At 72.0% G+C, this 23,827-nt stretch carries 22 protein-coding genes; 14 read left to right on the top strand and 8 right to left on the bottom strand.

All coding sequences use genetic code 11. The features are described from left to right. Nucleotides 1–2: 2 nt before the first annotated feature. Complete coding sequence (locus K6U06_RS03015) at nt 3–725, top strand: histidine phosphatase family protein (protein ID WP_262320403.1); 723 nt, start codon at nt 3–5, stop codon at nt 723–725. After that, on the top strand, nt 718–1,611 hold the full coding sequence (locus K6U06_RS03020) for an NAD(P)H-hydrate dehydratase (RefSeq protein WP_262320404.1): 894 nt from the start codon (nt 718–720) through the stop codon (nt 1,609–1,611). Before K6U06_RS03015 ends, K6U06_RS03020 begins: the two co-directional genes overlap by 8 nt. Nucleotides 1,612–1,628: 17 nt before the next feature. On the opposite strand, the gene K6U06_RS03025 is transcribed toward K6U06_RS03020, so the two are convergent. From K6U06_RS03025 to K6U06_RS03050, 6 genes are all read right to left on the bottom strand, one after another. Further along, entirely contained in the window at nt 1,629–3,293 is a 1,665-nt protein-coding gene (locus tag K6U06_RS03025) for an AMP-binding protein (protein WP_262320405.1), read from the bottom strand. Further along, entirely contained in the window at nt 3,290–4,243 is a 954-nt protein-coding gene (locus K6U06_RS03030; protein WP_262320406.1) for a cyclase family protein, read from the bottom strand. The genes K6U06_RS03025 and K6U06_RS03030 overlap by 4 nt, the downstream gene beginning before the upstream one ends. A gap of 126 nt (nt 4,244–4,369) precedes the next feature. Further along, nucleotides 4,370–5,368 (bottom strand): alpha/beta hydrolase, encoded by a 999-nt coding sequence (locus K6U06_RS03035; RefSeq protein WP_262320407.1) that lies wholly within the window; start codon nt 5,366–5,368, stop codon nt 4,370–4,372. 14 nt (nt 5,369–5,382) lie between these two features. Further along, nucleotides 5,383–6,414: an SIS domain-containing protein gene (locus K6U06_RS03040; protein WP_262320408.1), complete on the bottom strand. Its 1,032-nt coding sequence runs from the start codon at nt 6,412–6,414 to the stop codon at nt 5,383–5,385. Nucleotides 6,415–6,436: 22 nt separating this feature from the next. After that, entirely contained in the window at nt 6,437–7,531 is a 1,095-nt protein-coding gene (locus K6U06_RS03045) for a Gfo/Idh/MocA family protein (protein WP_262320409.1), read from the bottom strand. Nucleotide 7,532: 1 nt separating this feature from the next. Further along, complete coding sequence (locus K6U06_RS03050) at nt 7,533–8,531, bottom strand: Gfo/Idh/MocA family protein (protein WP_262320410.1); 999 nt, start codon at nt 8,529–8,531, stop codon at nt 7,533–7,535. A gap of 139 nt (nt 8,532–8,670) precedes the next feature. Here K6U06_RS03050 and K6U06_RS03055 point away from each other — a divergent pair, with 139 nt between their 5' ends. From K6U06_RS03055 to K6U06_RS03105, 11 genes are all read left to right on the top strand, one after another. Continuing rightward, complete coding sequence (locus K6U06_RS03055; protein ID WP_262320411.1) at nt 8,671–10,323, top strand: ABC transporter substrate-binding protein; 1,653 nt, start codon at nt 8,671–8,673, stop codon at nt 10,321–10,323. A 43-nt stretch (nt 10,324–10,366) separates the two neighbouring features. Continuing rightward, nucleotides 10,367–11,317 (top strand): ABC transporter permease, encoded by a 951-nt coding sequence (locus tag K6U06_RS03060; RefSeq protein ID WP_262320412.1) that lies wholly within the window; start codon nt 10,367–10,369, stop codon nt 11,315–11,317. Further along, a complete protein-coding gene (locus K6U06_RS03065; RefSeq protein WP_410050954.1) occupies nt 11,317–13,305 on the top strand; it encodes a dipeptide/oligopeptide/nickel ABC transporter permease/ATP-binding protein in 1,989 nt (662 codons plus the stop codon). Before K6U06_RS03060 ends, K6U06_RS03065 begins: the two co-directional genes overlap by 1 nt. After that, nucleotides 13,302–14,339 carry an oligopeptide/dipeptide ABC transporter ATP-binding protein gene (locus K6U06_RS03070; protein WP_262320414.1) on the top strand — a complete coding sequence of 346 codons (1,038 nt, stop codon included), beginning with the start codon at nt 13,302–13,304 and terminating at the stop codon, nt 14,337–14,339. Before K6U06_RS03065 ends, K6U06_RS03070 begins: the two co-directional genes overlap by 4 nt. Before the next feature lie 98 nt (nt 14,340–14,437). Then, nucleotides 14,438–15,367 (top strand): dihydrodipicolinate synthase family protein, encoded by a 930-nt coding sequence (locus K6U06_RS03075; RefSeq protein ID WP_410050974.1) that lies wholly within the window; start codon nt 14,438–14,440, stop codon nt 15,365–15,367. Beyond that, complete coding sequence (locus K6U06_RS03080) at nt 15,364–16,284, top strand: ROK family protein (RefSeq protein ID WP_262320416.1); 921 nt, start codon at nt 15,364–15,366, stop codon at nt 16,282–16,284. The genes K6U06_RS03075 and K6U06_RS03080 overlap by 4 nt, the downstream gene beginning before the upstream one ends. Further along, the gene (locus tag K6U06_RS03085) at nt 16,281–16,973 is read left to right on the top strand and encodes a putative N-acetylmannosamine-6-phosphate 2-epimerase (protein ID WP_262320417.1); all 693 of its coding nucleotides are present in this window, start codon (nt 16,281–16,283) and stop codon (nt 16,971–16,973) included. The genes K6U06_RS03080 and K6U06_RS03085 overlap by 4 nt, the downstream gene beginning before the upstream one ends. After that, nucleotides 16,970–18,148: an N-acetylglucosamine-6-phosphate deacetylase gene (nagA, locus tag K6U06_RS03090; RefSeq protein WP_262320418.1), complete on the top strand. Its 1,179-nt coding sequence runs from the start codon at nt 16,970–16,972 to the stop codon at nt 18,146–18,148. The genes K6U06_RS03085 and nagA overlap by 4 nt, the downstream gene beginning before the upstream one ends. Before the next feature lie 49 nt (nt 18,149–18,197). Further along, on the top strand, nt 18,198–18,983 hold the full coding sequence (locus K6U06_RS03095; protein ID WP_262320419.1) for a FadR/GntR family transcriptional regulator: 786 nt from the start codon (nt 18,198–18,200) through the stop codon (nt 18,981–18,983). Between the two features lie 201 nt (nt 18,984–19,184). Beyond that, the gene (locus tag K6U06_RS03100; protein ID WP_262320420.1) at nt 19,185–19,460 is read left to right on the top strand and encodes a hypothetical protein; all 276 of its coding nucleotides are present in this window, start codon (nt 19,185–19,187) and stop codon (nt 19,458–19,460) included. 8 nt (nt 19,461–19,468) lie between these two features. Continuing rightward, complete coding sequence (locus K6U06_RS03105) at nt 19,469–19,903, top strand: type II toxin-antitoxin system VapC family toxin (RefSeq protein WP_262320421.1); 435 nt, start codon at nt 19,469–19,471, stop codon at nt 19,901–19,903. Nucleotides 19,904–19,980: 77 nt separating this feature from the next. On the opposite strand, the gene purU is transcribed toward K6U06_RS03105, so the two are convergent. After that, a complete protein-coding gene (purU, locus tag K6U06_RS03110; RefSeq protein WP_410050975.1) occupies nt 19,981–20,832 on the bottom strand; it encodes a formyltetrahydrofolate deformylase in 852 nt (283 codons plus the stop codon). Between the two features lie 982 nt (nt 20,833–21,814). On the opposite strand from purU, the gene K6U06_RS03115 reads away from it, so the two are divergent. Next, the gene (locus K6U06_RS03115) at nt 21,815–22,477 is read left to right on the top strand and encodes a 2-phosphosulfolactate phosphatase (RefSeq protein ID WP_262320495.1); all 663 of its coding nucleotides are present in this window, start codon (nt 21,815–21,817) and stop codon (nt 22,475–22,477) included. A gap of 620 nt (nt 22,478–23,097) precedes the next feature. Here the strand turns inward: K6U06_RS03115 and K6U06_RS03120 are convergent. Continuing rightward, nucleotides 23,098–23,628, bottom strand: a complete 531-nt coding sequence (locus K6U06_RS03120; protein ID WP_262320423.1) for a YceI family protein — start codon at nt 23,626–23,628, stop codon at nt 23,098–23,100. Nucleotides 23,629–23,827 lie beyond the last annotated feature (199 nt).

The following is a 23,827-nucleotide window of genomic DNA, read 5'->3' on the forward strand; positions in this document are numbered from 1 at the left end:
CCATGAGCGGCGAATGGCCCGAATCGTTGTGGCTGGTGCGCCACGGTGAGAGCGTCGGCAACGCGGCGTCGGCCCGGGCGTGGGCGGAGGGCAAGGAGGTCATCGACGTCTCCGAACGCGACGCCGACGTCGACCTGACCGAGCGGGGCCGGACCCAAGCCGAGACCCTCGGCCGGTGGCTGGCGTCGCTGCCCCGCTCCGAGCAGCCCACCGACGCCCTGGTCTCGCCGTACCTGCGGGCCAGGCACACCGCCCGCATCGCCCTCGAGCCGCTCGGCGGTCCGGGGGCGGTCGGCTGGCACGTCGACGAGCGGCTCCGGGACCGGGAGCTCGGGGTCCTCGACCGGCTCACGGCCAAGGGCATCGAGGCCCGCTACCCGGCGGAGGCCGACGCCCGGCGCCGGCTCGGCAAGTTCTACCACCGGCCTGCCGGCGGCGAGAGCTGGGCGGACGTGGCCCTCCGGCTGCGAGGGGTGCTCACCAGTCTGCGCGCCGACCACGGCGGGCAGCGGGTCGTGGTCTTCGCCCACGACATCGTCGTGCTGCTGTTCCGTTACCTACTGGAAGGCCTCGACGAGCAGGGCGTGCTCGACATCGCCCGGCACACCGCGGTGCTCAACTGCGGTGTCACCCACTACGACCGCGACCCTGGCGCCGGCCTGGTGCTGCGCCGGTACAACGCGGTGATCGGCGCCGACGGGCGCCTGGAGGCGACCAGTGCCTGACCTCCCCGTCCCTGTCGAGGTCACGCCCGGGCTGCTGCGCCGGTGGCCGCTGCCGTCCCACGCCGACGGGTCGAGCAAAACCGACCGGGGGCAGGTGCTCGTCGTCGGCGGCGCGGCGCAGACCCCCGGCGCGGTGCTGCTCGCCGCGCAGGCGTCGCTGCGGGCCGGGGCCGGGAAGCTGGCGGTGGCCACCGTGGCCAGCACCGCCGCCGCGCTGGCGGTCGCGGTCCCCGAGGCGCTGGTGCAGGCCCTGCCCGAGACCGAGGCCGGCGCGCTCAGCCGCCGAGGGGCGTCCAAGGTGGTGGACATGGCGGCGTCCGCGACCGCCGTGCTGCTCGGGCCGGGAATGACCGACGCCGACGAGTGCTGCGCGCTCGCCGCCGAAGTCGTGGAGCGCGCCGGCGACGGCGCGGTGGTCCTCGACGCCCTGGCCCTGGCGGTGCTCGAGCGCGACCCGGAGATCCTCGCCGGGTGGGGCGGGCGGGCGGTGCTGACCCCCAACCGCAAGGAGCTGGCGCTCATGCTCGGCGTCGACGAAGGGCGCGTCGACGCCGGGGCGCAGCGCTGCGTCCTCGACGCGGCCCGCCGCTACCGAGCGGTGGTCAGCCTGGGCGGCGGCGAGTCGCTCATCGCGGACCCGGGCGGGACGCTTTGGCACGAGACGTCGGGCAGTGTCGGGCTCGGCGTCTCCGGCAGCGGGGACTGCGCGGCGGGCGTGGTAGCCGGCCTCCTGGCCCGCGGCGCGGAGCCGGCCCAGGCGGCGGTGTGGGCCGCCCACCTCCACGGCAGCGCCGGCGACCGTCTAGCGACGCGGGTCGGGAGGGTCGGGTACCTGGCCCGGGAGGTCGCCGACGAGGTCCCCCTGGTCCTCAGCATGTACGACTGAGCGTCCGCCCGGCCCGGTCACGTCGCCTGGTCGCGCAGCTCCCGGCGGAGGATCTTCCCCGTCGTCGTCTTCGGCAGCTCGTCGACGAACTCGACGGAGCGGGGGTACTTGTAGGCCGCCATCTGCGACCGGCAGTAGTCGATGAGCTCCTCGGGGGTGATGACGGCGCCCGGCTTGAGCGACACGAACGCCTTGACCGTCTCGCCCCGGTACTCGTCGGGGACGCCGACCACCGCCGCCTCCCGGACCGCGGGGTGCCCGTAGAGCACGTCCTCCACCTCCCGGGGCCAGACCTTGTAGCCGGCCGCGTTGATCATGTCCTTCTTGCGGTCGACCAGGTAAAACCACCCGTCGGGGTCCATGAACCCGACGTCGCCGGTGCGCAGCTCCCCTCCGGGCAGGGACGCCTCGGTCGCCTCGGGTTTCTGCCAGTAGCCGGGGACCACCTGCGGGCCGGTGGTGGCGATCTCGCCGATCTCGCCGACGGGCGCCTCGTTGCCGTCCTCGTCGAGGATGCGCACCACCGTGTTGAACACCGGGACGCCCACCGACAGCGCACCGGAGGTCGGGTCGACCGGGGCGTGCACGCCGAGGGGGACCGCGTGCGACGGGGAGTTGGTCTCGGTCAGCCCGTAGATGTTGTGGATGTAGATCCCGGTCTGGTCGAGGAACTGCTGGTTGACCGCCGGCGCGATCGGCGCCCCGCCCGAGTACACCACCCGCAGCGACGAGAAGTCGTCGCGGGTCGCGCCCTCTACGCCGGCCAGGCTGATGAACACGGTGATGGCCCCGACGGTGAAGCTCGGCCGGTGCTCCCTGATGGCGTCCATCACCACCTCCGGATGGAAGCGGTGGGCCAGGATCAGCGGGCAGGGCAGGAGGAGGGCCAGCGCCACGTGCCCGATCAGCCCGGTGATGTGGAACAGCGGCGCCACCCCGAGGATGGCGTCGTCGGTGCCGAGCTTCATCCACTCCCGGTAGGTCACCGCGTTGAACGTCATCGTCCGGTGGGTGTTCATCGCCCCCTTGGGCACCCCGGTGGTCCCCGACGTGTAGGTCAGCACGGCCACGTCGTCGGGTCCCGGCTCCGGGGCGTCGGCGCGCCGCCCGGCGTGGCTGTCGAGCACCTCGGTCAGGTCGAGGGTGCCCTCGGGGCGGGACCGCCCGAGCGCGGCGAACAGCCGAGGGTCGTTGCGGGTCTGGCCGTCGAGCGGGGAGCAGGTGACCACGGTGCGCACCGAGGTCGAGCCCGACTCGATCGCGGCTTTGGCCACGCCGTCGTAGAGCTCCTCCAAGCAGAGCAGCGCGGTGGCGCCGGAGTCGGCGAGCAGGTACGTCAGCTCCCGGGCCTTGTTCATGGGATTGATGGCCACCCCAGCCCCGCCGGCCTTCCAGACCGCCAGCAGGCCGATCAGAAACGCCGGGTCGTTCTGGACGTAGATGCCCATCCGGTCGCCGGGGGCGAAGCCGCGCTCCGCGAGGGCCGCGGCGAGCGCGTCGGACGCCTCGTCCAGTTCGCTCATGGTCATCACACCGTCGAAGTAGCGGATGATCTCGGTGTCGGGCCGGCGTCGCAGCGCCGAGCGGAACACCTCCAGCAGCGTCGAGTGCTCAGGGGTGATGTCGGCTGGCAGCCCGGGGCTGTAGAGCTTCAGCCACGGCCGCTGCGAGTAGGCGCTCATCTGATGGCCAGCGGGTTGACCGGTGAGCCGCTGGCTCGGTTCACCTTCAACGGGGCGGCGGCGTAGAGGAACGTGTACCGGCCGTCGGCGGCGCAGCTCGCGGCCAGCTTCTCCAGGTCGCAGATCTCGGTGAGGGCGACGCCCAGGTTGCGCATGAGCGCGCAGTGCAGAGGAAGGGCGAACCCGCTGTCAGGGTCGATGGTGACCTCGTTGGCGATCGTGTCGGTCACCAGGTTGGGGATCTCCCGCTCCTGGAACCATCGCACCAGCTCCGGGCTGTAGGTCAGGCCCGGCTCGCAGAACCCCTCGTAGAACGCCGGGCCCTGGTCGAAGAACAGCTTCAAGAAGTTGGTGCGGATCACCAGGATGTCGTGGGCTTCGATGGTGACGCCCTGCGCCGCGGCGCACGCCTCGAGGTCCTCGTGGGTGAACGTCTCCGCCTTGTCCAGGTTCTCCTTGCCGCGGTAGCGGGCCATGTCGAGGAGGATCCCTCGACCCACCACCCCCCGCTCCGCGATCGGTGCCACCGACGCCTTGTCCAACCCTCCGACGGTGGTGCGGGCGTCGTAACCGTTCCAGATCTGCCCGTCGTACCAGACGTGACCGAGCGCGTCGTACTGCGTCGACCCCTGCAGGTAAGCGTCGATCTTGTCGTCGGCGTAGTGCAGGCCGCCGGGGTACGACGGGGCGCCCTCCCCATCCCAGCTCGACTCGTCGAGGACCATGGTCCGCTCCGCGGGGGTCCGGCCCGGCCACACCGGGTCGCCTTTCGGGTCGCCGATCATGCGCTGCAGGGTGAACACCTCCCCCGAGCGGATGGCGGCCACCCCCCGCAGGACCTCCGCGGAGGTCAGGTAGTTGAGGGCGCCGACCTCGTCGTCGGCTCCCCACTTCCCCCAGTTGGTGGGGGCGTCGCGGAGCAGGTCGCGCATGTCGGTCAGGTCGGTCATGGCGGTGGACCTTTCGTCGGCGGCGAGTGACGTCGGTCATAGTCTGCCCTGGCCCCCCGACCACTCAAACGGCCGCCGACACCCAAAACGGCACCCGACACCCAGACGGGCCCGCCGGCGCGGGGCTCATCGCCCTGCGAGCAGCTCCCGTAGGTCGGCGCTCGCCGCGTCCACCGCCGCGGCCGCCGCCGGGGCGACGCCGGCGAGGCCGCTGTAGCCGTGGTTGAGCGTCGGCCAGCACCGGTACTTGAGCCGCACCCCGGCGCGGCGCAGCGCGTCGGCGTACGCCGCGCCCTCGTCGCGCAGCGGGTCGAACCCGGCGGTGTGGATGACCGCGGGAGGCGCGCCGGCGACGGACGGGGCGTGAAGCGGAGACGCCCGCCAGTCCCGCTGCGCGCCGCTGCCCTGGAGGTACTGGCCGACGAAGCTGGCCATGCGGTCCACGGTGAGGCCGTACCCGACGCGGTTGTCGGCCCGGGATGGGTAACGGGCGTTGACCTCCGCATCGAGGTACCCGCCGGCGAGGTCGATGACCGGGACGATCAGTAGCTGCCCGGCGAGCGGCGCCGGCAGTGACGCCGCGGCCAGCCCGACCGAGGCCGCCAGCTGGCCGCCGGCGCTGTCACCGGCGACCACGACGCGCGCCGGGTCCCCGCCGAAGCGGCCCACCGCTTCGAGCACCGCCCGGGTCGCGGCCAGGCAGTCGTCGAACGCAGCGGGGAAGGGATGCTCCGGAGCCAGCCGGTAGTCGACCGACACGACCACCGCCGGCAGCCCGCCGCAGAGCTGCCGGCAGTGGGTCAGGTGGGTGTAGAGGTCCCCGGCGATCCACCCGCCGCCGTGGAAGTAGACCACGCTCGGCAGCGGCCCGGGATGGGCCCGGGGCCGAAACACCCTGGCCGTCACCGCCGGCTCGCCCGGAAGGAGGACGTCCTCCTCGTCGGCGACGGTCTCGAGGTGCGCCAACCCTTCCCGGGCGAGGGCGCTCACCGTGCGGTTGTAGGCCCGCACCGCTGCGACGTCGGGATCGAGCGCGCCGGGATCGGAGGCGCGGGCGGCGAGCCACTCGGCGATCGCCGGGTCGAAGGGCAGGTCCGGGCGGTCTGGGTCCGCTGGGCTTGGCATAACCGTCCTCGTGGTCAGTTGGTCCGGGTGACCTTGTGCAGCCCCCGCGGCCGGTCGGGGTCGATGCCCCGGGCGAGCGCCACCGTCAAGGCCATCTGCTGCAGCGGCAGGATCTCTAGCATCGGCAGGACCGCGTCGTCGAGACCGACGCGATCGAGCGCCAGGTCGGCCGCCTGGTCGTAGCCGACGGTGAGGACCGCGCCGCCGCGCTCGCGCACCGAGTCGCACACCGGGGCCATGGCCCGCCCCGCCGTTCCCGGCGCCACGATCGCGATCACCGGCATGTCCGGGTCGATCATCGCCAGCGGCCCGTGCATCAGATCGGCCGCCGAGTAGGCCAGCGCCGGCAGGTACGACGTTTCGGCCAGCTTCAACGCCACCTCCCTCGCCGAGGGGTAGGAGAACCCCCGGCCGGTGGTTATCACCGACCGGGCCGCACCGACGCGCCCCGCCAGGGCGGCCACCTCGTCGATATGGGTGAGCGCCGCCGAGGCCGCCGCGGGGAGCGGCGCGAGGTCGGAGGGTTCGGGCACGATGAGCAGGTACAGCGCCAGCAGCTCGGCGGTGTAGGTCTTGGTCGCCGCGACGGACCGCTCCTCGCCGGCGTCGATGTAGATGTGACGGTGAGCGGCGAGGGCCAGCGCCGAGTCGGGGGTGTTGGTCACCGCGACGGTGAACGCTCCGCTCTCGCGGGCTTCGGCCAGGGACCGGACCAGGTCGGGCGAGGTGCCGGACTGGCTGACCGCCAGGAACAGCGAGTCGGCCAGCACCGGATGGCGGTCGTAGACCGTGTAGGTCGAAGGCGACGTCAGCCCGACGGGAAGACCGGCCCTGGTCTCGAAGAGGTACTTGGCGTAGAGCGCGGCGTGGTCGCTCGATCCCCGCGCCGCGATGGTCACGAACCTCGGCGAGCGGCGGGCGATCTCCCGGTGGGCGTCTCGGATGGCGCCGGCGTCGCCGGCGAGTATCCGCCCGTACACGCCGGGCTGCTCGGCGATCTCGGCTCGCATCAGCGTGCCGGGATCGGTCTGTGTGCCTGGGGTCATGTCGCCCTCCGACGTTCGTCGCTCATCTGATGGGTTCGGCGGGGTCGCGACTAGCGCGGCCGGCGTCGAGGACCGTGACCGGCCGCCCAGTCGCGATCGATTTCCTCGCCGCGTCTTGCACCCGCACCGCCCGGGAGATGTCCTCCAAGGTCACGCACGGCGGGGCCTCGCCTCGCACGGCCCGCGCGAAATCGGCGAAGCACGCCCGAAGCGCGCTGTCGCCTGAGGGCAGGCCGATCGTGGAGCGCTCCACGCTCCCCCCGACCCGCCGCCCGCTCAGGCTGGGCGCGCCTTCATCGATCACCAGCGAGCCGTGGGAGCCGACCACCCGGATGGTCGACCCGACAGCCTCGTGGCTCACGCCGGCCGGCACCCGAGCCACGGTGATGGTGGCGGTCACCGCGTTCTCGAGCTTCAACGACACCGTCGCGCTGTCCTCGACCCCGAAGTCGGCGTGCTGCCACCCGGCGCCCGCCGCGGAGAACAGCGCCGCGCCGAACCCGAAGACCTCGACGACCTCCAGCCCGCTGAGATGGTGGAGGGCGAGGACCGGGTACCACCCGAAGTTGGTCAGCTCGCCGCCTCCGGCTAGCGCCGGGTCGCACACCAGCCCCGGGCGCTCGACCGCCGTCCCGTCGAGGCCCCCCGACGCGATCCACTCGGCGTCGAACGACAGCGGCAACCCCACCCGGCCGGCGTCGATGTCGCGCCGGGCGCGGGCCACCGCAGGGGAGAGCAGACGGTGGATCGACGACACGATCACCCCGGGCGCGTCGCTCGCCGCGTCGGTCAGCTCGACCAGGTCGGCGCCCGACACGGCCGCCGGTTTGTCGACGAGGACGTGGCGTCCGGCGCGCACGCACCTGGCGGCCAGGCGGGCGTGGCGGGTCGCTTCGCTGCACACGAGGACCGCGTCGCTCGACGCCAGGGCGGTGTCGGGGTCCACGAACGCGACACCGGCCGCGTCGGCGACGGCCCGGCTGTCCGCGACCGCCCAGTCGGGGGCCTGCTCGTCCTCGCTCACCCCGACCAGGTCGAAGTCGGGGGAGCGGCGGAGGACCTCGAGGTAGTCGCGGGCGTGGCGGACCCCGGAGAGGATCGAAAGCCGGATGGTCATGTCAGGCCCCGACCGGTTCGGGGTTACCGGTGCGGCAACTGCGCCGAGCTGCGAGCGCCGCGGCCAACGTGTCGCGGATCTGGTCGGGGGTGGTGGCCGGCGCCGCGGTGCCGGCCAGCACCTCGCGGAAGTGGGCGTACTGGTGTTCCATGGCGCCCTCGATGCCCGCGGGGGCCAGCACCGGGTCGGTGTCGGACTCTGCTTCGTCTTGGGTGTCGACCACCACGCTCCCCTCGGTGCCGGCCAGCAGCACCCGGCGCAGCATCGCTCCTCGCCGCCTCAGGGCGTAGCTGAGCTCGATCGTCGCCAGCGCCCCGGAGTCGTACTCGACCAGCACGTGGAAGCTGTCAGGGGTGGGCATGCCAGCCGACCAGGACCGCAGCTCCCTGGCGAACACCCGGCGGGGATGACCGCCGAGCAGCGAGTTCGCCAGGTCCAGGGCGTGGACCCCGTTGTGCACCACCTGGCCGCCGCTGCGGCGCTCGTCGAGCTGCCAGGCCCGCCACCCGCCGGGCCAGACGTGCCCGGTGTGCCAGGTCAGGTGCAACAGCCGCGGCGCGCCGATCCTCCCGGCGTCGAGCGCTCGCCGCAGCGCCAGGTGCGCGGGCTGGAACCGGGCGGTCTGCCCGACCAGCAGCGGGACCGGCGCCGTCTCGGCGACCAGCAGCAGGCGCTGGAGCGACGCCAGGTCGAGCGCCGCCGGCTTCTCCAACAGCACCGCCTTGCCGGCGGCTAGCGCCTGGGAGGCCAGCGCCACGTGCGAGTCGGGGGCGGTGCAGATCACGACCGCGTCGACGTCGTCGCGGAGCGCGTCGGGAGCGTCGTCGCCGGCGTCGGCGCCGTAGAGCGCAGCGAGGGTCCGGGCCCGCTCCGGGTGGCGGTCCACCACCCGGACCAGACGCAGATCGGGGGTGGCGGCGATCGCGTCGCAGTGGTCCCGGGCGATCGCCCCCGCCCCGATGACTGCCACGCTCCAAGCCGCGCCGCCCCCGTGTCTCATACCCAAACTCTATATGACATAGGACGTAGGATGTCCAGCGTCATTTGTTGTTCACCCCCTTGACTGGGGACGGACACCTCCCTAGAGTTAGAACGTAGGAGGTGGGATGAATCCTACCGTCTCTCCGGGGAGTGGAAAAGTGAAAGAGACCGATCAGCTGTCTGCGCACAGCATGAGCCGACGCAGCTTTCTCAGGTACACCAGCGCCGCCGGCGCGGCCGCTGCCCTCACCGCCACGCTCGCCGCGTGCGGCAGCGGGACCAGCAAGGCGGCGCCGGCCACGGCCGGCTCCACCAGCCCCGGCGGGGGGACGGCCCAGGCCACCCAGACCCCGCAGGGGACCATCACCGGCACCCTCGCCTACCAGCTCTCCAGCGGCTTCGACCCGATGAACGCGTCGGCGGCCCCGGCGCTGTGCGCCAACGCGCACGTCTTCGAAGGGCTCGTCGACCTCGACCCGATCACCCGCGAGCCGTACCTGGCCCTGGCCAAGGAGCAGCCGACGGTCAGCGCGGACGGGCTGACTTGGACCGCGACGCTCCGCGACGGCGCCAAGTTCTCCGACGGGACCCCGGTGACCGCCGACGACGTCGCGTGGTCGTTCAACCGGGTGGTCGACCCGGCCAACGCCGCGATCATCGCCGGGTTCGTTCCCTTCATCGAGTCGGCCACCGCCACCGGTCCCTCCACGGTGGCGATCAAGCTGACGAGCGCCTTCACGCTGTTCCCGACCCGGGTGGCGGTGGTGAAGATCGTGCCCAAGGCCAAGACCGCCACCGCCGCGCTGGCCCGGGCCTTCGACAGCAACCCGATCGGGTCGGGCCCGTTCCAGGTGGACAGCTCCAACGCCACCACCGGTCTCGTGCTGTCGAACAACACCGCCTACAACGGGCCCCGCCCCGCCCTGGTCTCCAAGATCGTCTTGAACACCACGCCCGACGACAACGCCCGGCTGAACGATCTGGAGGGCGGCCAGTCGCAGGCGATCGAGGCCGTCCCCTACGCCAACGTGACCAGCCTGACCAAGCCGTTGACCGCGGACGTCGCCCAGTCATTCAACTGCTTGTTCCTCATGTTCAACTGCTCGGCGCCCCCGTTCAACGACAAGCGGGTCCGCCAAGCGCTGTTCTACGGGATCGACACCGCCAAGGTGATCGCCACCGCGCTCGACGGTTACGGCGTCCCGGCGACCAGCTACCTCGACCCGGCCAACCCCGGGTACCAGCAGGCGGCGACGGTGTACTCCTACGACCCGAAGAAGGCCAAGGCCTTGCTGGCCGCGGCGGGGGTGTCCAACCTGTCGTTCGAGCTGGTCACCACCAACGTCTCGTTCATCGCCAACAGCGCCCCGGTGATCGTCGACAGCTGGAAGTCGATCGGCGTCAAGGCCACGATCAACACGCTGCCGTCGGCGTCGGTGTACTCCAACTCCGTGCCCTCCAACGGCTTTCGGGTCCTCGCCGCGTCCGGGGACCCGTCGATCTACGGCGCCGACGTCGACTTGATGCTCCGCTGGTTCTACTACGGCAAGACCTGGCCGGAGAAGCGGGAGCGCTGGACCGACGCGACGGCCGTCCAGGTATCGAAGCTGATCGACCAGGCCGCCGCCGCCAGCGGCACCCAGCAGCGGACCCTTTGGAAGCAGATCTTCGACATCGTCGCGGACGAGGTCCCCCTGTACCCGCTGTACCACATCAAGATTCCCACCGGCGTCGACCCGACCAAGCTCACCAACTTCAAGCCAGCCAAGACGACCGGCCTGTACTTTCTCGGGGTCGGCAGGAAGGGCTGAAGTACCCGCCTCGTCGTAGCGGAACGGACACTCGGAGGGCGTCATGTTGAGACTTGTTGTCCGGAGAATCTTGACGGTTATACCGCTGATGCTCTCCGTTGTTCTGTTCATATTCCTGATCCTGGCGTTGTCGCCTAACAACGCCGCGATCGCGGCGCTCGGCGACAACGCGTCGGCCACCCAGATCGCCGCGTTCGACCGGGCCCACGGCCTCGCCCACCCGCTGGTGGTCCAGTACTTCACCTATTTGGGCCACCTCCTGCACGGAGACATGGGGACCACCTTCGCCCTCGGTCAGCCGGTGAGCTCGATCGTCAAGTCGGCGCTGCCGATCACCCTGCAGCTCACCGCGCTTGGCGTCACCGCGGCGATCGTCATCGCCTTGGTGCTGGGCTTGGTCGGGGCGCTCTACCGCGGCAGGTGGCCCGACCAGCTGTCGCGGGTGGTGTCGATCGCGGGGATCGCCATGCCGTCGTTCTGGCTGGCGATCCTGCTCATCCAGCGCCTGTCGAAGATCGGCGGCGGCCCGTTCCCGGCCGGTCGCTACGTCAGCTTCTCGACGTCGGTGTCGCAGTGGTTCTTGGCGATGACGCTCCCGGCGCTGTCGCTCGCGGTTCCGGTCGGCTGCGCGTTGGCCCGGATCGTGCGGACCTCCCTCGTGGAGGAGCTCGACAAGGACTACGTCCGCACCGCGATCGGGGCCGGGCTGCCGGCCCACGTGGTGATCGGCCGCAACGTGCTGCGCAACGCGTTGGTGACCCCGCTCACCGCGCTCGGACTCCAGATCGGGTACCTGATCGGAGGCGCGGTGATCATCGAGGCGATCTTCTCCCTGCCGGGGATGGGCACCGAGATGATGGCGGCGGTCCAACAAGACGACGTCGGCCTGGCCCGGGCCTTGTGCATCACCATCGCCCTCGGTTTCATCGTCATCAACCTGGCGGTGGACTTGATCCACCTGGCGCTCAACCCGCGGCTGCGGAGCGCCGCCTGATGCCGGCGGTGAAGACCGTCCCGGACCGGCTGTGGCGGGGGGTGCGCCACGCGGCGGGCAGGATCCGCCGGCTCCCGCTCAGCTCCCGGATCGGCCTCGGGTTCGTGGGCTTCGTCGTCTTGGTCGGGATCTTCGCCCCGCTGCTCACCACCCACAGCCCGACCGCGGTGGGCCTGGCGTCGCCGACCCACGGGCCGAGCGGGCAGTACTGGTTCGGTGTCGACCGGGTCGGCCGCGACATCTTCTCCCGGCTGGTGGCCGGCACGCCGCGCTCGCTGCTGGTCGGGTTCGGCTCCGGCGGCATCGCCCTGGTCGTCGGCACGCTGCTCGGGTCGCTCGCCGCGACCAGCGGGCGGGTCATGGACGAGGTCGTCATGCGCGTCCTCGACGTGATCATGGCGTTCCCGACCATCGTCCTCGCCGCCGTGTTGATCATCGCCTTCGGGAACAACAACCTGCTGGTGGTGGTCCTCGCCATCGGGTTCGTGTCCATCCCGCAGATGGCCCGCATCGTCCGGGCCAACGTCTCCTCGCAATACAGCGAGGACTACGTGGCCGCGGAGCGGGTGATCGGCGCGCCCCGCTGGTACATCCTGGCCCGGCACGTGGCCCGCAACTGCGCCGCCCCGGTGCTGGTGTTCACCACCATCCTCGTCGCCGGGGCCATCGTCTTCGAGGCGTCCCTCTCATTCATCGGTGCAGGTATCCAGGGCCAGGACGGCCCGTCGTCGTGGGGGAGCGTCATCTCCTACGGCGAGCAGCTCCTGGCCAGCCACGGATGGTGGGCGACGTTTTTCCCGGGGATGCTGATCTTGCTCACGGTGCTGTCGCTCAACGTGTTGGCCGAGGGGATCACCGACGCGTTCGCGGCGCCGGCCAAGCGGGCCGCGCTGGCCAAGGCGCTGGTCGCGGAGGACCCCCTGGCAGCCCCCCGCTCCGGCAGCGGCGAGATCGTCGAGCTCCCCGGGCTGGGCGCGGTCGCGGCCCGCCTGGCCGCCACCGCCCGGCAGGTACCTGCCGCGCCGGCGCTGCTGCAGGTCCGGGATCTGCGCATCGGCTTCGACGACAGCCACGACGGGGTCGACATCGTCGACGGCGTCAGCTTCGAGGTCCGCCCCGGCGAGGTCCTCGGCCTGGTCGGCGAGTCGGGGTGCGGCAAGTCGATCACCGCCTTGACCCTCCTCGGGATGCAGCCTCCCGCCGCCCGAGTCCGCGGATCGATCCTCTTCGACGGCAAGGAGCTCTGCGGTATGGCCGGCCGGGACCGCCGGGCCCTCATGGGGACGCAGATCGCCATGGTCTACCAAGACGCCCTCTCCGCGCTGAACCCGTCCATGACCGTCGGGGCCCAGATCGGCCAGCTGACCCGGCGGGGCGGGACCCGGACACCCGAGCAGCTCGTCGAGCTGGTGGGCCTCGACCCGTCCCGCACGCTGCGGGCCTACCCGCACCAGCTCTCCGGCGGCCAGCGCCAGCGGGTCGTCATCGCGATGGCGCTGTCGCGCAGCCCCAAGCTGATCATCGCCGACGAACCGACCACCGCCCTCGACGTCACGGTGCAGGCGCAGGTGATCGAGCTGTTGCGGCGCCTGCAAGGCGAGCTCGACTTCGCGTTGATCTTCGTGTCCCACGACCTGGCGCTGGTGTCGGACGTGTGCGACCGGGTGGCGGTCATGTACGGCGGGCAGATCGCCGAGGCCGGCACCGTGGCTCGGGTCCTGGCCAACCCGGCCCACCACTACACCCGCGGCCTTCTCGCCGCGGTGCTCTCCCTCGAGCACGGCGACGAGCGGCTCAGCCAGATCCGCGGCGTGGTGCCATCCCCGTCGGAGTTCCCGGCCGGATGCCGCTTCGCCGACCGCTGCCCGATGGCGACCGAGGTCTGCTGGCGCTCCGCCCCGGCCCAGACCGTCGGCCCCGACGGGCACGTGTTCGCCTGTCATCACCCCGCCGCCATCGGCGCGTCGCCCGAGATGGCCGGCCGATGACGGCCCCGGCCCCCTCGACCGCCGCCGCCCCGGCGGTCGTCGCGCTCGACGGCGTGAGCGTGCGGTTCTCGGTGCGCACCGGCGCCTTCCGTCCCGCCTCGGTCCACGCCCTCACCGACGCCACCATCGCGGTGCGCGCCGGCGAGACCCTCGGCGTGGTGGGGGAGTCCGGGTGCGGGAAGTCGACGCTGGCCAGGGTGCTCATCGGCCTGGAACGGCCGTCGCAAGGCCGCGTCCGTTACGGGGAGCAGGACCTGTGGGCGATGCGCGCCGGCGAACGCCGCCGCCGCGTCGGCAAGACGCTCGGCATGGTCTTCCAGGACCCGGCCACCTCCCTCAACCGGCGCATGTCGGTCGAGCAGATCCTCCGCGACCCCCTCGACGTCCACCGCTGGCGCAGTCCCGCGGAGCGGGACCGGCGCGTCGCTGAGCTGCTCGACTTGGTCGGGCTGCCCAAGTCGGTGACCGGCGTGCTGCCCCACCAGCTCTCCGGCGGCCAGCGCCAGCGGGTGGCCATCGGCCGGGCCCTCGCCCTCGAACCGGAGGTCCTCGTCGCCGACGAGCCGACCTCGGCGCTGGACGTTTCGGTGCGGGCTCAGGTCCTCAACTTGCTGCTCGACTTGAAAGCCACCCTCGGCCTCGGGATGGTCTACATCTCCCACGACATCCAAACGGTCCGCCTCGTCGCCGACCGGGTCGTGACGATGTACCTCGGCCGGATCGTCGAAGAGACCCCCGCGGCCGCCATCCCCGACGCCACCCGCCACCCCTACAGCCGGGCGCTGCTGTCGGCCACGCCCAGCCTCCTAAACGCCGTGGCGCCGATACCGCTCAGCGGGCCGGTCCCCTCCGCGGTCCACCCGCCGAGCGGATGCCCGTTCGGGACCCGGTGCTGGCGGGCCACCGAGCGCTGCGCCGCCGCCATGCCGCCGGTCACCGACGACGGATCCCATCCCGGTCACCGCTACCGCTGTTACCACCCCGTGCTCGCCGACTCCGACCTGGTCGGCGCTCGATCCCAGGAGCTGAATTGACCCCCCCTCTCGACGGCCTCACCACCCCGCTGCCCGACCGGGCGGGGCAACGACCGGCGTCGGGATCCGCACCCGACCAGCCGGCGCCGGCCGCCGGGTTGCGCGGCGTGGTCCCCCCCGTCTGCACCCCGTTTCGCGACGACCTGCAAGTCGACGAGCCGTCACTGCGGCGGCTGGTGGAGCACCTGATCGCAGGCGGGGTGCACGGCCTGTTCGCCCTCGGGTCCACCAGCGAGGTGGCCTACCTGCCCGACGGGCAGCGCCAGCAGATCATCGAGTGCGTGATCGACCAGGCCCAGGGCCGGGTCCCGGTGATCGCCGGCGTGATCGACATGACGACCAGCCGGATGCTCGAGCACGCCGCGGTGGTGGTCAAAGCCGGCGCCCAGGGCGTCGTCGCCACCGCGCCGTTCTACACCCGCACCCACCCGGCGGAGATCGAGCGGCACTTCCGGCTGATGGCCGACGCCGTCGACGTCCCCGTCTACGCCTACGACCTGCCGGTGTCGGTGCACTGCAAGCTCGACGGCCAGATGCTGATCCGTCTGGCGGCGGAGGGGCTGCTCGCCGGGCTCAAGGACTCGAGCGGCGACGACGCCGCGCTGCGGCGTCTGCTGGTCGCGCGCCGCGACGTCGGCGGCCGGGCCAGCGACTTCTCGGTGCTGACCGGCTCCGAGCTGACCGTCGACTCCGCGCTGGCGATGGGCGCCGACGGCGTGGTGCCCGGCTTCGCCAACGTCGACCCGGCGGGCTACGTCCGGCTGTTCGACCTGTGCCAGGCCGGCGACTGGAGCGAGGCCCGCCACGTGCAAGAGCAGCTCCTCCGCGAGTTCGAGATCGTCACCGTCGGCGACCGGACCCGGATGGGGGACAGCTCAGCGGCGATCGGGGCGTTCAAGGTCGGGTTGCGCCTGCTCGGGATCATCGACAACGCGACCACCGCACCCCCCCAGATACCGCTCGACCCGGCCGAGACCGAGCGCATCGCCGGGCTGCTGGCAGCGACCGGCGTGCTCGCCTCCCAGTGACTGGGGTGTACCTCGGCGACGTGGTGGCGCTCGACATCGGCGGGACCAAGGTCGCGGCGGCGCTGGTCGGCGCCGACGGGGTCATCCGGGCTCGCACCGCCCGGCCGACCCCGCCGAGCGACCAGATGATCGACGTCCTCGTGGACCTGGTCCGCTCGCTGAGCCCGGCCCCGGTCCCTGTCGGCGTCGCCGCGCCGGGCGTGGTCGACCCCTCCGAGGGGGTGATCCGCTCCGCCACCGACGTGGTTCCCGGCTGGGCCGGGGTGCCCGTCGCCGCCGAGCTGCGCCGGCGTCTCCAGGCGCCCGTCGCCATCGACAACGACGCCCGGGCGATGGCCCACGGCGAGGCCGCCGCCGGCGCCGGTCGGGCCCACCCCGACGCGCTGTACGTCGCGGTCGGCACCGGGATCGGCGGCGCGGTGTACAACGCCGGTAAGCCCCGCCGCGGCCCGCACATGAGCGCCGGGGAGATCGCCCACCTCATGGTGCCGGTCGAGCCCGGCCTGGACGAGACCGCGTTGTGCGGCTGCGGCCGCCGCTACCACCTGGAGGCCCACGCCGCGGGCCCGGCGATCGAGCGGGCCTACCGGACCCTCGGCGGGGCCGCGTACCGGCTGCCCGAGATCGCGGCGCGCGCCGACGACGGCGACCCCCTAGCCGCCGAGGTGATCGGCCGGGCCGGGGCCCTGATCGGCCGGGCGCTGGCCGGGCTGCTGGCCGCGGTCGACGGCTCCGCGGTGATCGTCGGCGGGGGAGTGGCCGAGATCGGCGCGGCGTTCCTGGCCCCGATGGCCGAAGCGTTTCGGGCCGAGGCCATCGACCCGGTCAAAGACGTCCCGGTCCTCCCGGCCCAGCTCGGCACCAGCGCCCCGCTGATCGGCGCCGCGCTGCTCGTCAGGGAGCAGCTGGCGACGTGAAGCTCAGCGAGTTCCGACAGCTCGTCGCCCACCGGCTGGTCGTCTCCTGCCAGGCCGCGGACGGCCCGATGCGCGACAGCGCCACGATCGCCCGGCTGGCCGCGGCCGCGGTCGCCGGCGGCGCCGCGGCGATCCGCTGCGGAGGGGTCGGCGGGGTGCCCGACGTCGCTGCGGTCCGGGCCGCGGTGGCGGTCCCGGTCATCGGCTTGACCAAAGACGGCAGCTCGGGGGTCTACATCACCCCGACGGTCGACGCCGCGCTGGCCGTGGCCGCCGCCGGCGCGGAGGTGGTCGCCTTCGACGCCACCCGCCGTCCCCGCCCCGACCGCCGTCCGCTCGCCGACACCGTGGACGCCCTCCACGGTGTCGGGGCGCTGGCCATGGCGGACGTCGCGGACCTCGACGACGCCCGCGCCGCCGCGGCCGCCGGCGCGGACATCATCGCCACCACCCTCGCCGGCTACCTCGCCGACGCGGTGCCCGCCGGGCCCGACCTGCATCTGGTGCGCGCCGTTCGCGACGCCCTGCCAGACGCCGTCGTGATCGCCGAGGGCCGCTACCACCATCCCGCCGACGCGGGCCGGGCGATCGCCGCGGGCGCCGACTCGGTGGTGGTGGGGACCGCCATCACCGACCCGGTCTGGATCACCCGGTCGTTCGCGTCGGCGGTGGCCGCCGGCCGGCCATGACCGTCTACTACGGGGCGACGCTGCTCACGCCGGCCGGGCCGGTCGCCGACGGCTGGGTGGACATCGACGCCGGCGTCGTGGTCGACGTCGGCGGGGGCGACCCCCCCCGAGCGGGCCGCAACCGGAGCGGACCGGCCCGGGCGCTGCGAGGGTGGCTGGCCCCCGGGTTCGTGGAGTTGCACATGCACGGCGGGGGAGGCCACGACGTCACCGTGTCACCGGCCGCGATGGCCGGCGCGGTTCGGTTCCACCGCGGCCACGGGACCGCCGCCACCTTGATCTCGCTGATGGCCGCCCCTCCCGACGCGCTCTGCCAGCAACTGGCGTGGGTCGCCGACCTGGCCGCCGCGCCGGGGTCAGGGGTCCTCGGAGCGCACCTCGAGGGCCCGTTCCTCGCCCACAGCCGCTGCGGCGCGCAGAACCCGTCCCACCTGATCGCCCCGGATCTGGCGGTGGTCGACGCGCTGGTGCGCGCCGGGCGGGGTCACCTGCGGGCCATGACCGTCGCCCCCGAACTGCCCGGCGCCCTGGAGGTCATAGACCTTCTGGTCGCGTCCGGGATCGTCGCCGCGGTCGGCCACACCGACGCCACCTACGACCAGGCCAGGGCCGCGTTCGAGCGGGGGGCGACGCTGGCGACCCACCTCTACAACGCGATGCGCCCCATCCACCACCGGGAACCGGGCCCGGTCGTCGCCGCCCTGGAGGCCGGGGCGGTCTGCGAGATCATCAACGACGGTCACCACGTCCACCCGGCCATCGTCCGGCAGGTCGCGTCGCACCCCCGGGCGAGGATGGCGCTGGTGACCGACGCCATCGACGCGGCCGGGATGCCCGACGGGACCTACCTCCTCGCCGGCCAGGCGGCCGAGGTCAGCGCCGGGGTGGCCCGCCTGGCGCCCGGCGGCGCCCTCGCCGGCTCCACCCTCACCCTCGACGCCGCGGTCGGGCGGGCCGTCGCCGCCGGGGTCTCCCTGCCGGACGCGGTCACGGCCGCGACCGCCACCCCGGCGGCGGCTCTCGGGGTCGGCGACCGGTGCGGGGCGCTGCGCCCCGGCGCGCCCGCCGACTTGGTGCTCCTCGACGACGACGGGACTCGCCGCGCGGTGATGCACGGCGGGCAATGGACAGCAGAAGGCGGAGAACCCGATGCCAGGCAAGCGCAGCACTCGTAGCCCCGACAAGGGGAGCCAGGCGGGCAGAGATTCCAGGCACAATGGTCGAATGTCGGATCTCCCCCGAGACGCGGTCGGCGTCGCCCCCCGATCGGTTTCGGGTGCCCCGTCGCCGGCGCGGCGGTCACGCCAGGCCCAGCAGGCGATCCAGGACCGCATCAAGGACTGGATCCTCGATCACGGCCTCTACAGCGGAGACCCGATGCCCACCGAGTGGGAGCTGATCGAGCATCTAAACGTCAGCCGCAACTCCACCCGCGAGGCGCTCAAGGCGCTCCAAGCGCTCGGGATAGTCGAGATCCGCCACGGGTTCGGGACCTACGTCGGTGACTGCTCACTCGAGCCGTTCGCCGACGCGTTGATCTTCCGGGGGCGGATGTCGATGCGCGGCGACCGCCACGAGCTGCGGGAGATCCTCGACCTGCGCCGCGCCCTCGAAGCCGGGCTGATGAACCTGCTGATCGACACCATCGACGAGGAGGCCCTCACCCGGCTCCGGGCTCGCCTCCACGACTTGGAGGCCTGCGCCGGCAAGGGCGAGGCCGGCGACGCGGCCGACCGGGCGTTCCACGACGAGCTGTACGGCACCATGGGCAACCAGCTGATGAGCCAGCTGCTGCGGGTCTTTTGGGACGTGTACCACGACCTCAGCCACGAGCTGCCGCCCGTCGAGGAGAACCGCGACAACATCGTCGCGGTCCACCGGGCGATCTACGAGGCGGTGGCGGCGCGCGACGCGGCCCAGGCGATGTCGGCGGTCAAGGAGCACTTCGCGGGGATCCAGCTCCGCCTCGACACCGCGGACCGACCGCCCGCCCCGGCGCCCGTCGACTGACCGCGCCCTGATCACCGGTCAGTCGAACCCCGCCGTGTCGGCGCCGTACACCGGCATCCGGTCCGTCAGGTGCCAGCGCCCGGGCCGGCGCAGGACCACCGTCTCCGGCCGATCGCCGGCGCCCGACGAAGCCGTACCGGTCGGCCCTTACCCGGCTCGCGCATCATGATGCGCAGCGATGATGTTAGGGTGTAACAGACGATGCGGACGACGGTGACGATCGACGACAGACTGCTCGAAGAGGCCAAGGCGCTGGCCGCTGCGTCCAAACGAACGATCGGCGACGTCGTCGACGACGGGCTTCGCCTGTTGCTGGCACAACGGGAGCGCACCGCGGACGTCGACGAAGTCGATCTGCCGGTCGACGGTGGAACCGGGCTGCGGGCCGGGGTGGATCTCGAGGACAAGGCCCGCCTCCGCGAGTTGCTCGGCGACGACGCATCGCCTGCCGACGCTGCAACCCCTGCCGACGACTGACGCAGCGCATGCTGCTCACCGACGTCAACGTGCTCATCTACGCATTTCGTCGGGAGAGCCCGAACCACGAGGCCTACCGCCAGTGGTTGCGGGCCCGGCTGCGGGGTCCTGAACCGTTCGCGGTGAGCGAGTTGGTGCTGAGCAGCGTGATGCGGATCGTCACCAACCACCGGATCTACAAGGATCCGACCGCGCCGGCGCTGGCCCTGTCCTTCTGCAATGCAGTGCGAGGCGCCCCGGCATCGATCCCAGTGCGACCAGGTCCGGGCCACTGGCGGGTGTTCGCCGAGCTTTGCGCCGCGACCGGCGCCCGCGGCAACGCCGTCCCCGACGCCTACGTGGCGGCCTTGGCGATCGAGCAGGGCGCCACTTGGGTGACCCTCGACGCTGATTTCCGCCGCTTCCCGGGCTTGACCGTCGCCGCACCCTTCGACGCGGGCTGATCCCGATCGAGTGGCCGGCCGCCACCGATCGCAGCCCGCTGCGGCCCCCGTCGACTGAATCGAGCCGAGTCCGCCGGCTAGTTGAACACCACCGTCTTGTTGCCGTAGACCAGCACCCGGTCGGTCAAGTGCCAGCGCACGGCCCGGGCCAGCACCACCGTCTCGAGGTCCCGGCCGGCGTGCACCAACGCTTCGACGTCGTCGCGGTGGGTGACGCGCACGACGTCTTGCTCGATGATCGGCCCCTCGTCGAGGTCGGCGGTGGCGTAGTGGGCGGTGGCCCCGATCAGCTTCACCCCCCGGTGGTGGGCCTGGTGGTAGGGGCGCCCGCCGACGAACGCCGGAAGGAACGAGTGGTGGATGTTGATCACCGCCGCCGGCCACCGGTCCAAGACGGTGGGGGAGAGGACTCGCATGTACCGGGCCAGGATCACCGCCTCCACCCCGGCCCCGGCGAGGATCTCCACGATCTCCTCCTCCTGGCCGGGCCCCGCCGGCAGGTGGTGGAACGGCACCCCGAAGCGGCCGGTGACCTCGGCGTGGTCGGGGTGGTTGCTGACCACCACGGCCGGCCGCCCCGGCAGCTCACCCGAATACCAACGGGCCAGCAGATCGAGCAGGCAATGCGGCTGGCGGGACACGAGCAGCGCGAACGGCCGGTCCTCGTCGGCGTAGCGCAGCCGGTGGTCCATTCCCAGGCGGGCGGCCAGCGCCGCGACCTCGCCGGCCAGCTCGACGCGCCCGGCGGCCGTCAGCTCCGCGTCGGCGGCCGGGCGCCACTCGATGCGCTGGAAGAACGTCGCCGCTTCCGCGTCGGTGTGCTGGTCGGCGTGCACGATGTTGCCGTCGCGCTCGGCGACGAACGCGGCGGCGGACGCGACCAGCCCCGGGCGGTCCGGACCCCAGAGCAGCATGCGCACGGTCGTCACGGTCACTTCACCGGTACTGACAGCTCGACTCGGTGAGCGCGCTGCACTGTTTTGAGGCGCCGACCCGGACCGTCGAGGGCATCTGACCAACCTAACCAAATGGTTCGGAAGCGGGCCTCCCTGCTCAGCGCCGCTGGCGGCGAGACATTTGCTGGCCCCGCAGTCCGCCCTGCCGCCAAGGGCCGCCGCTATTCCATGCGGGTCCGCTAGCGGCGGGGCGTGGTCCGCTGAGGGCGGCCACCGAGATCTGCCCGCAGGCGGCCAACTGAGGCTGCTTGCAGGCGGCCGCTTCGTCACCCTGTGGCGGTCGCCGCTAAGGCTCGGTGCCCGTACCCGTCGCCGGCATCCTCCTTTGGCTGGTAGGGCTGCGCTCGAGGGATGCGCGAAAAGGAGCGTTCCGCGCAATAGCCGGCGACATCGCGAGCTTCCTCGCGTCGCCAGCGAAGGGCCCCCTCTGCCGGGGAGGACGGTGTGCGCGTTGGCCAGACACCGGGCGGTCCTCGACGCCGGGGGCGCCTAGTAAGCGAAGTCGCAGCACCGGCGTACTGGGTAGTCGAAGACGCCGACGGCAACCGTTCATGCCTCTGCACACCCGCTGGACGCTGATCGGTACCTCTGATCTGAGACTGCCACTCAGAGTCGGCGACATCATGTGCGGAGTCGGCGATTTCGAGCCCTCCACGACCAGGCCGGATCGGTCAGGGAACGCACCGAACGTGGCTCTCGCGATCGGTGTCCGGGATGGCCTCTCGCCGCCTGCCGTCTCGGAGCGCGATAGACGCCGATCGGAGCGGCTTCTGGGCGGCCTCAGTCCGACACTGCGGATGATCAGATGAGGCAATCTGGCGGTGTGGCGAACACAGCAGGGGAACATCAGTGGCATCCCTACGACCCCGTATTCAGACAGCAACGAGCGGGAGTCCGCTTCGAATGGGGGATAGAAGGTGCCGCAGCGGTATCGAGCGAGGGTGCGGCGTTGGTCGTGGTAGACGTCCTGTCCTTCAGCACTGCGACCACCATCGCTGTCGCCAAGGGCACCGCCGTCTATCCGCACCACTGGCCCTCAACCGAGGTCGAACAGTCTGCGAGACGCCACGGCGCCGCCTACGCGGTACGTCGGCGTCAAGTCGACGATGAGCACCCGTGGTCTTTGTCGCCGACTCAGCTGATGGACGCTCCTCATATCGACCGGCTCGTCCTTCCGTCCCCGAATGGCTCAGCCATAGCCGCTGCGGCTGTTGCGGAAGCGGTGCTCATCGGCTCACTACGCAACGCTTCCGCCGTAGGGCGGTGGCTGCAACGGAACGGCTATGGCACCGTCGAACGGCCCGCCGTGGTCGTCGCAGCAGGCGAGCGGTGGCCGTCCGGGACGTTACGACCCGCGCTCGAGGACCTGCTTGGCGCTGGGGCCATCATCGCCACCTTCGACGGACGCCATGGCTTGTCCCCGGAGGCCGACGCTGCTCGCGCGTCATGGAAGTCCGCGGCGAACAACCCGGCTGACACGCTGAAGGCTTGCAGTTCTGGACTTGAGCTCACGGCGGCCGGTTACGAGTCAGACGTCCTCCTTGCTGCCGACAGGGACGTCGACTCCGTGGTACCTCTTCTCGTCGAGGGCGCCTTCCGCTCGGCGGAAGCCGCATAGCGGGACGGGTATGCGAGCAGTGCGAAACGGTGCTGTCGGTTTATAACCCCGACCGTGGTGTTCGCAGCATCATCCGCCGCCCCCCTCCAAGCTGCGTCCCGTCGCCCCCTCGAAGCGGGCGGCGTCGCAGAACCTTCCCGACATATGTCGCCGGCAGGCTGCGACTCCTGTCAAGGGGCCGTGCGGCCGAACCGGATCGGTGGTCCCGTCGCCCCCGCCCCCGACCATGACCAGCGTCAACAGTCCTCGCCGCGTCGCGGCCAAGCAAAAACAACCTCCCCCTGTGGGCGGCCGCCGGGATGTGCCCGCAGGCGGCCAACTGCTACCACCCTGAGGCGGTCGCTTAGCCCTCGCCGCTGGCGACCCGCACGTCGAATGCCACTCTGTGCTCCTTCATCTCCGTGCCAGCGACTTGAACGTTGCACACGATGGCCGCCGCGCCGGAGGATCTCAGATCCAACCACTCCTCGTACACCACCCCCGTGGACGTGACTGCCGGCCGGCTGCGAGCGCGTTCTCTCGGGTGGCGCTATTGGAACCGCTGCTTGAGCGTCGGTGCGCCGGTCGGCGTGCACGATCGGCCGCCGGGCCCGTCGAGTCGCGCCGGGCGCGGCCGGATCTCACTGCTTGGTGAACCGGGCCCTGACGGTGATGTGGTTGTCGACCTTGGCCCCCATCTTCGCCCACGACAACCCCCACTCCCGGCGGTCCATGTCGACCTCGGCGGTGATGGTGGCCGACGTCTGATCGAGCTCGGCGATGCTCACCGGGACCCGGAGCGGCCTCGCGGTGCCGTGCACCTCGAGGGTGCCCTCGACGACAACGGTGCCGTCGGGGCCGGCGGTGGCGTCGGTCGCGCTGTAGGTGATCGTCGGGTAGCGCTCCACCTCCAAGAAGTCAGCGGTCCGGAGGTGGGCGTCGCGCTTTTTGACTCCCGAGTCGACCGACGCCGGGTCGACGACCAGGCTGCCGCGGGTGGTGCCGTCGCTTCCGATGACGGCCTCGCCGCTGTTCGCGGCGAACACCGCCTTCACCTTGACCAGGCCCCACATCGCCTTGGTGCGAAGCTCGATGGAGGTGGCCGAAGGGTCGAGGGTCCAGGTCCCCGCCGCCTGCTGCAGGCGGGGGTCGGGCTGGGCAGCAGAGGTCATTGGTCCTCCCGGTGAGCGAGGCCCGGCGTGCGGACCTGCAGGCCCCGGGGCACGCCCCGGTGCCAATCGATGACGTAAACCTAACCAATCGCCAGGGGAGATGGCTAGGATATCCCGCTGAGCGTCCCCCCGCCGGTTGGATCGCCGATTTCCGGGTAGGCCCGACCCCAGGCACCCAGCCGACAGGCGCAGCGACTCC

Origin of the sequence: Acidiferrimicrobium sp. IK (assembly GCF_025499425.1) — a bacterium.
Taxonomy (GTDB): Bacteria; Actinomycetota; Acidimicrobiia; order Acidimicrobiales; family Palsa-688; genus Acidiferrimicrobium.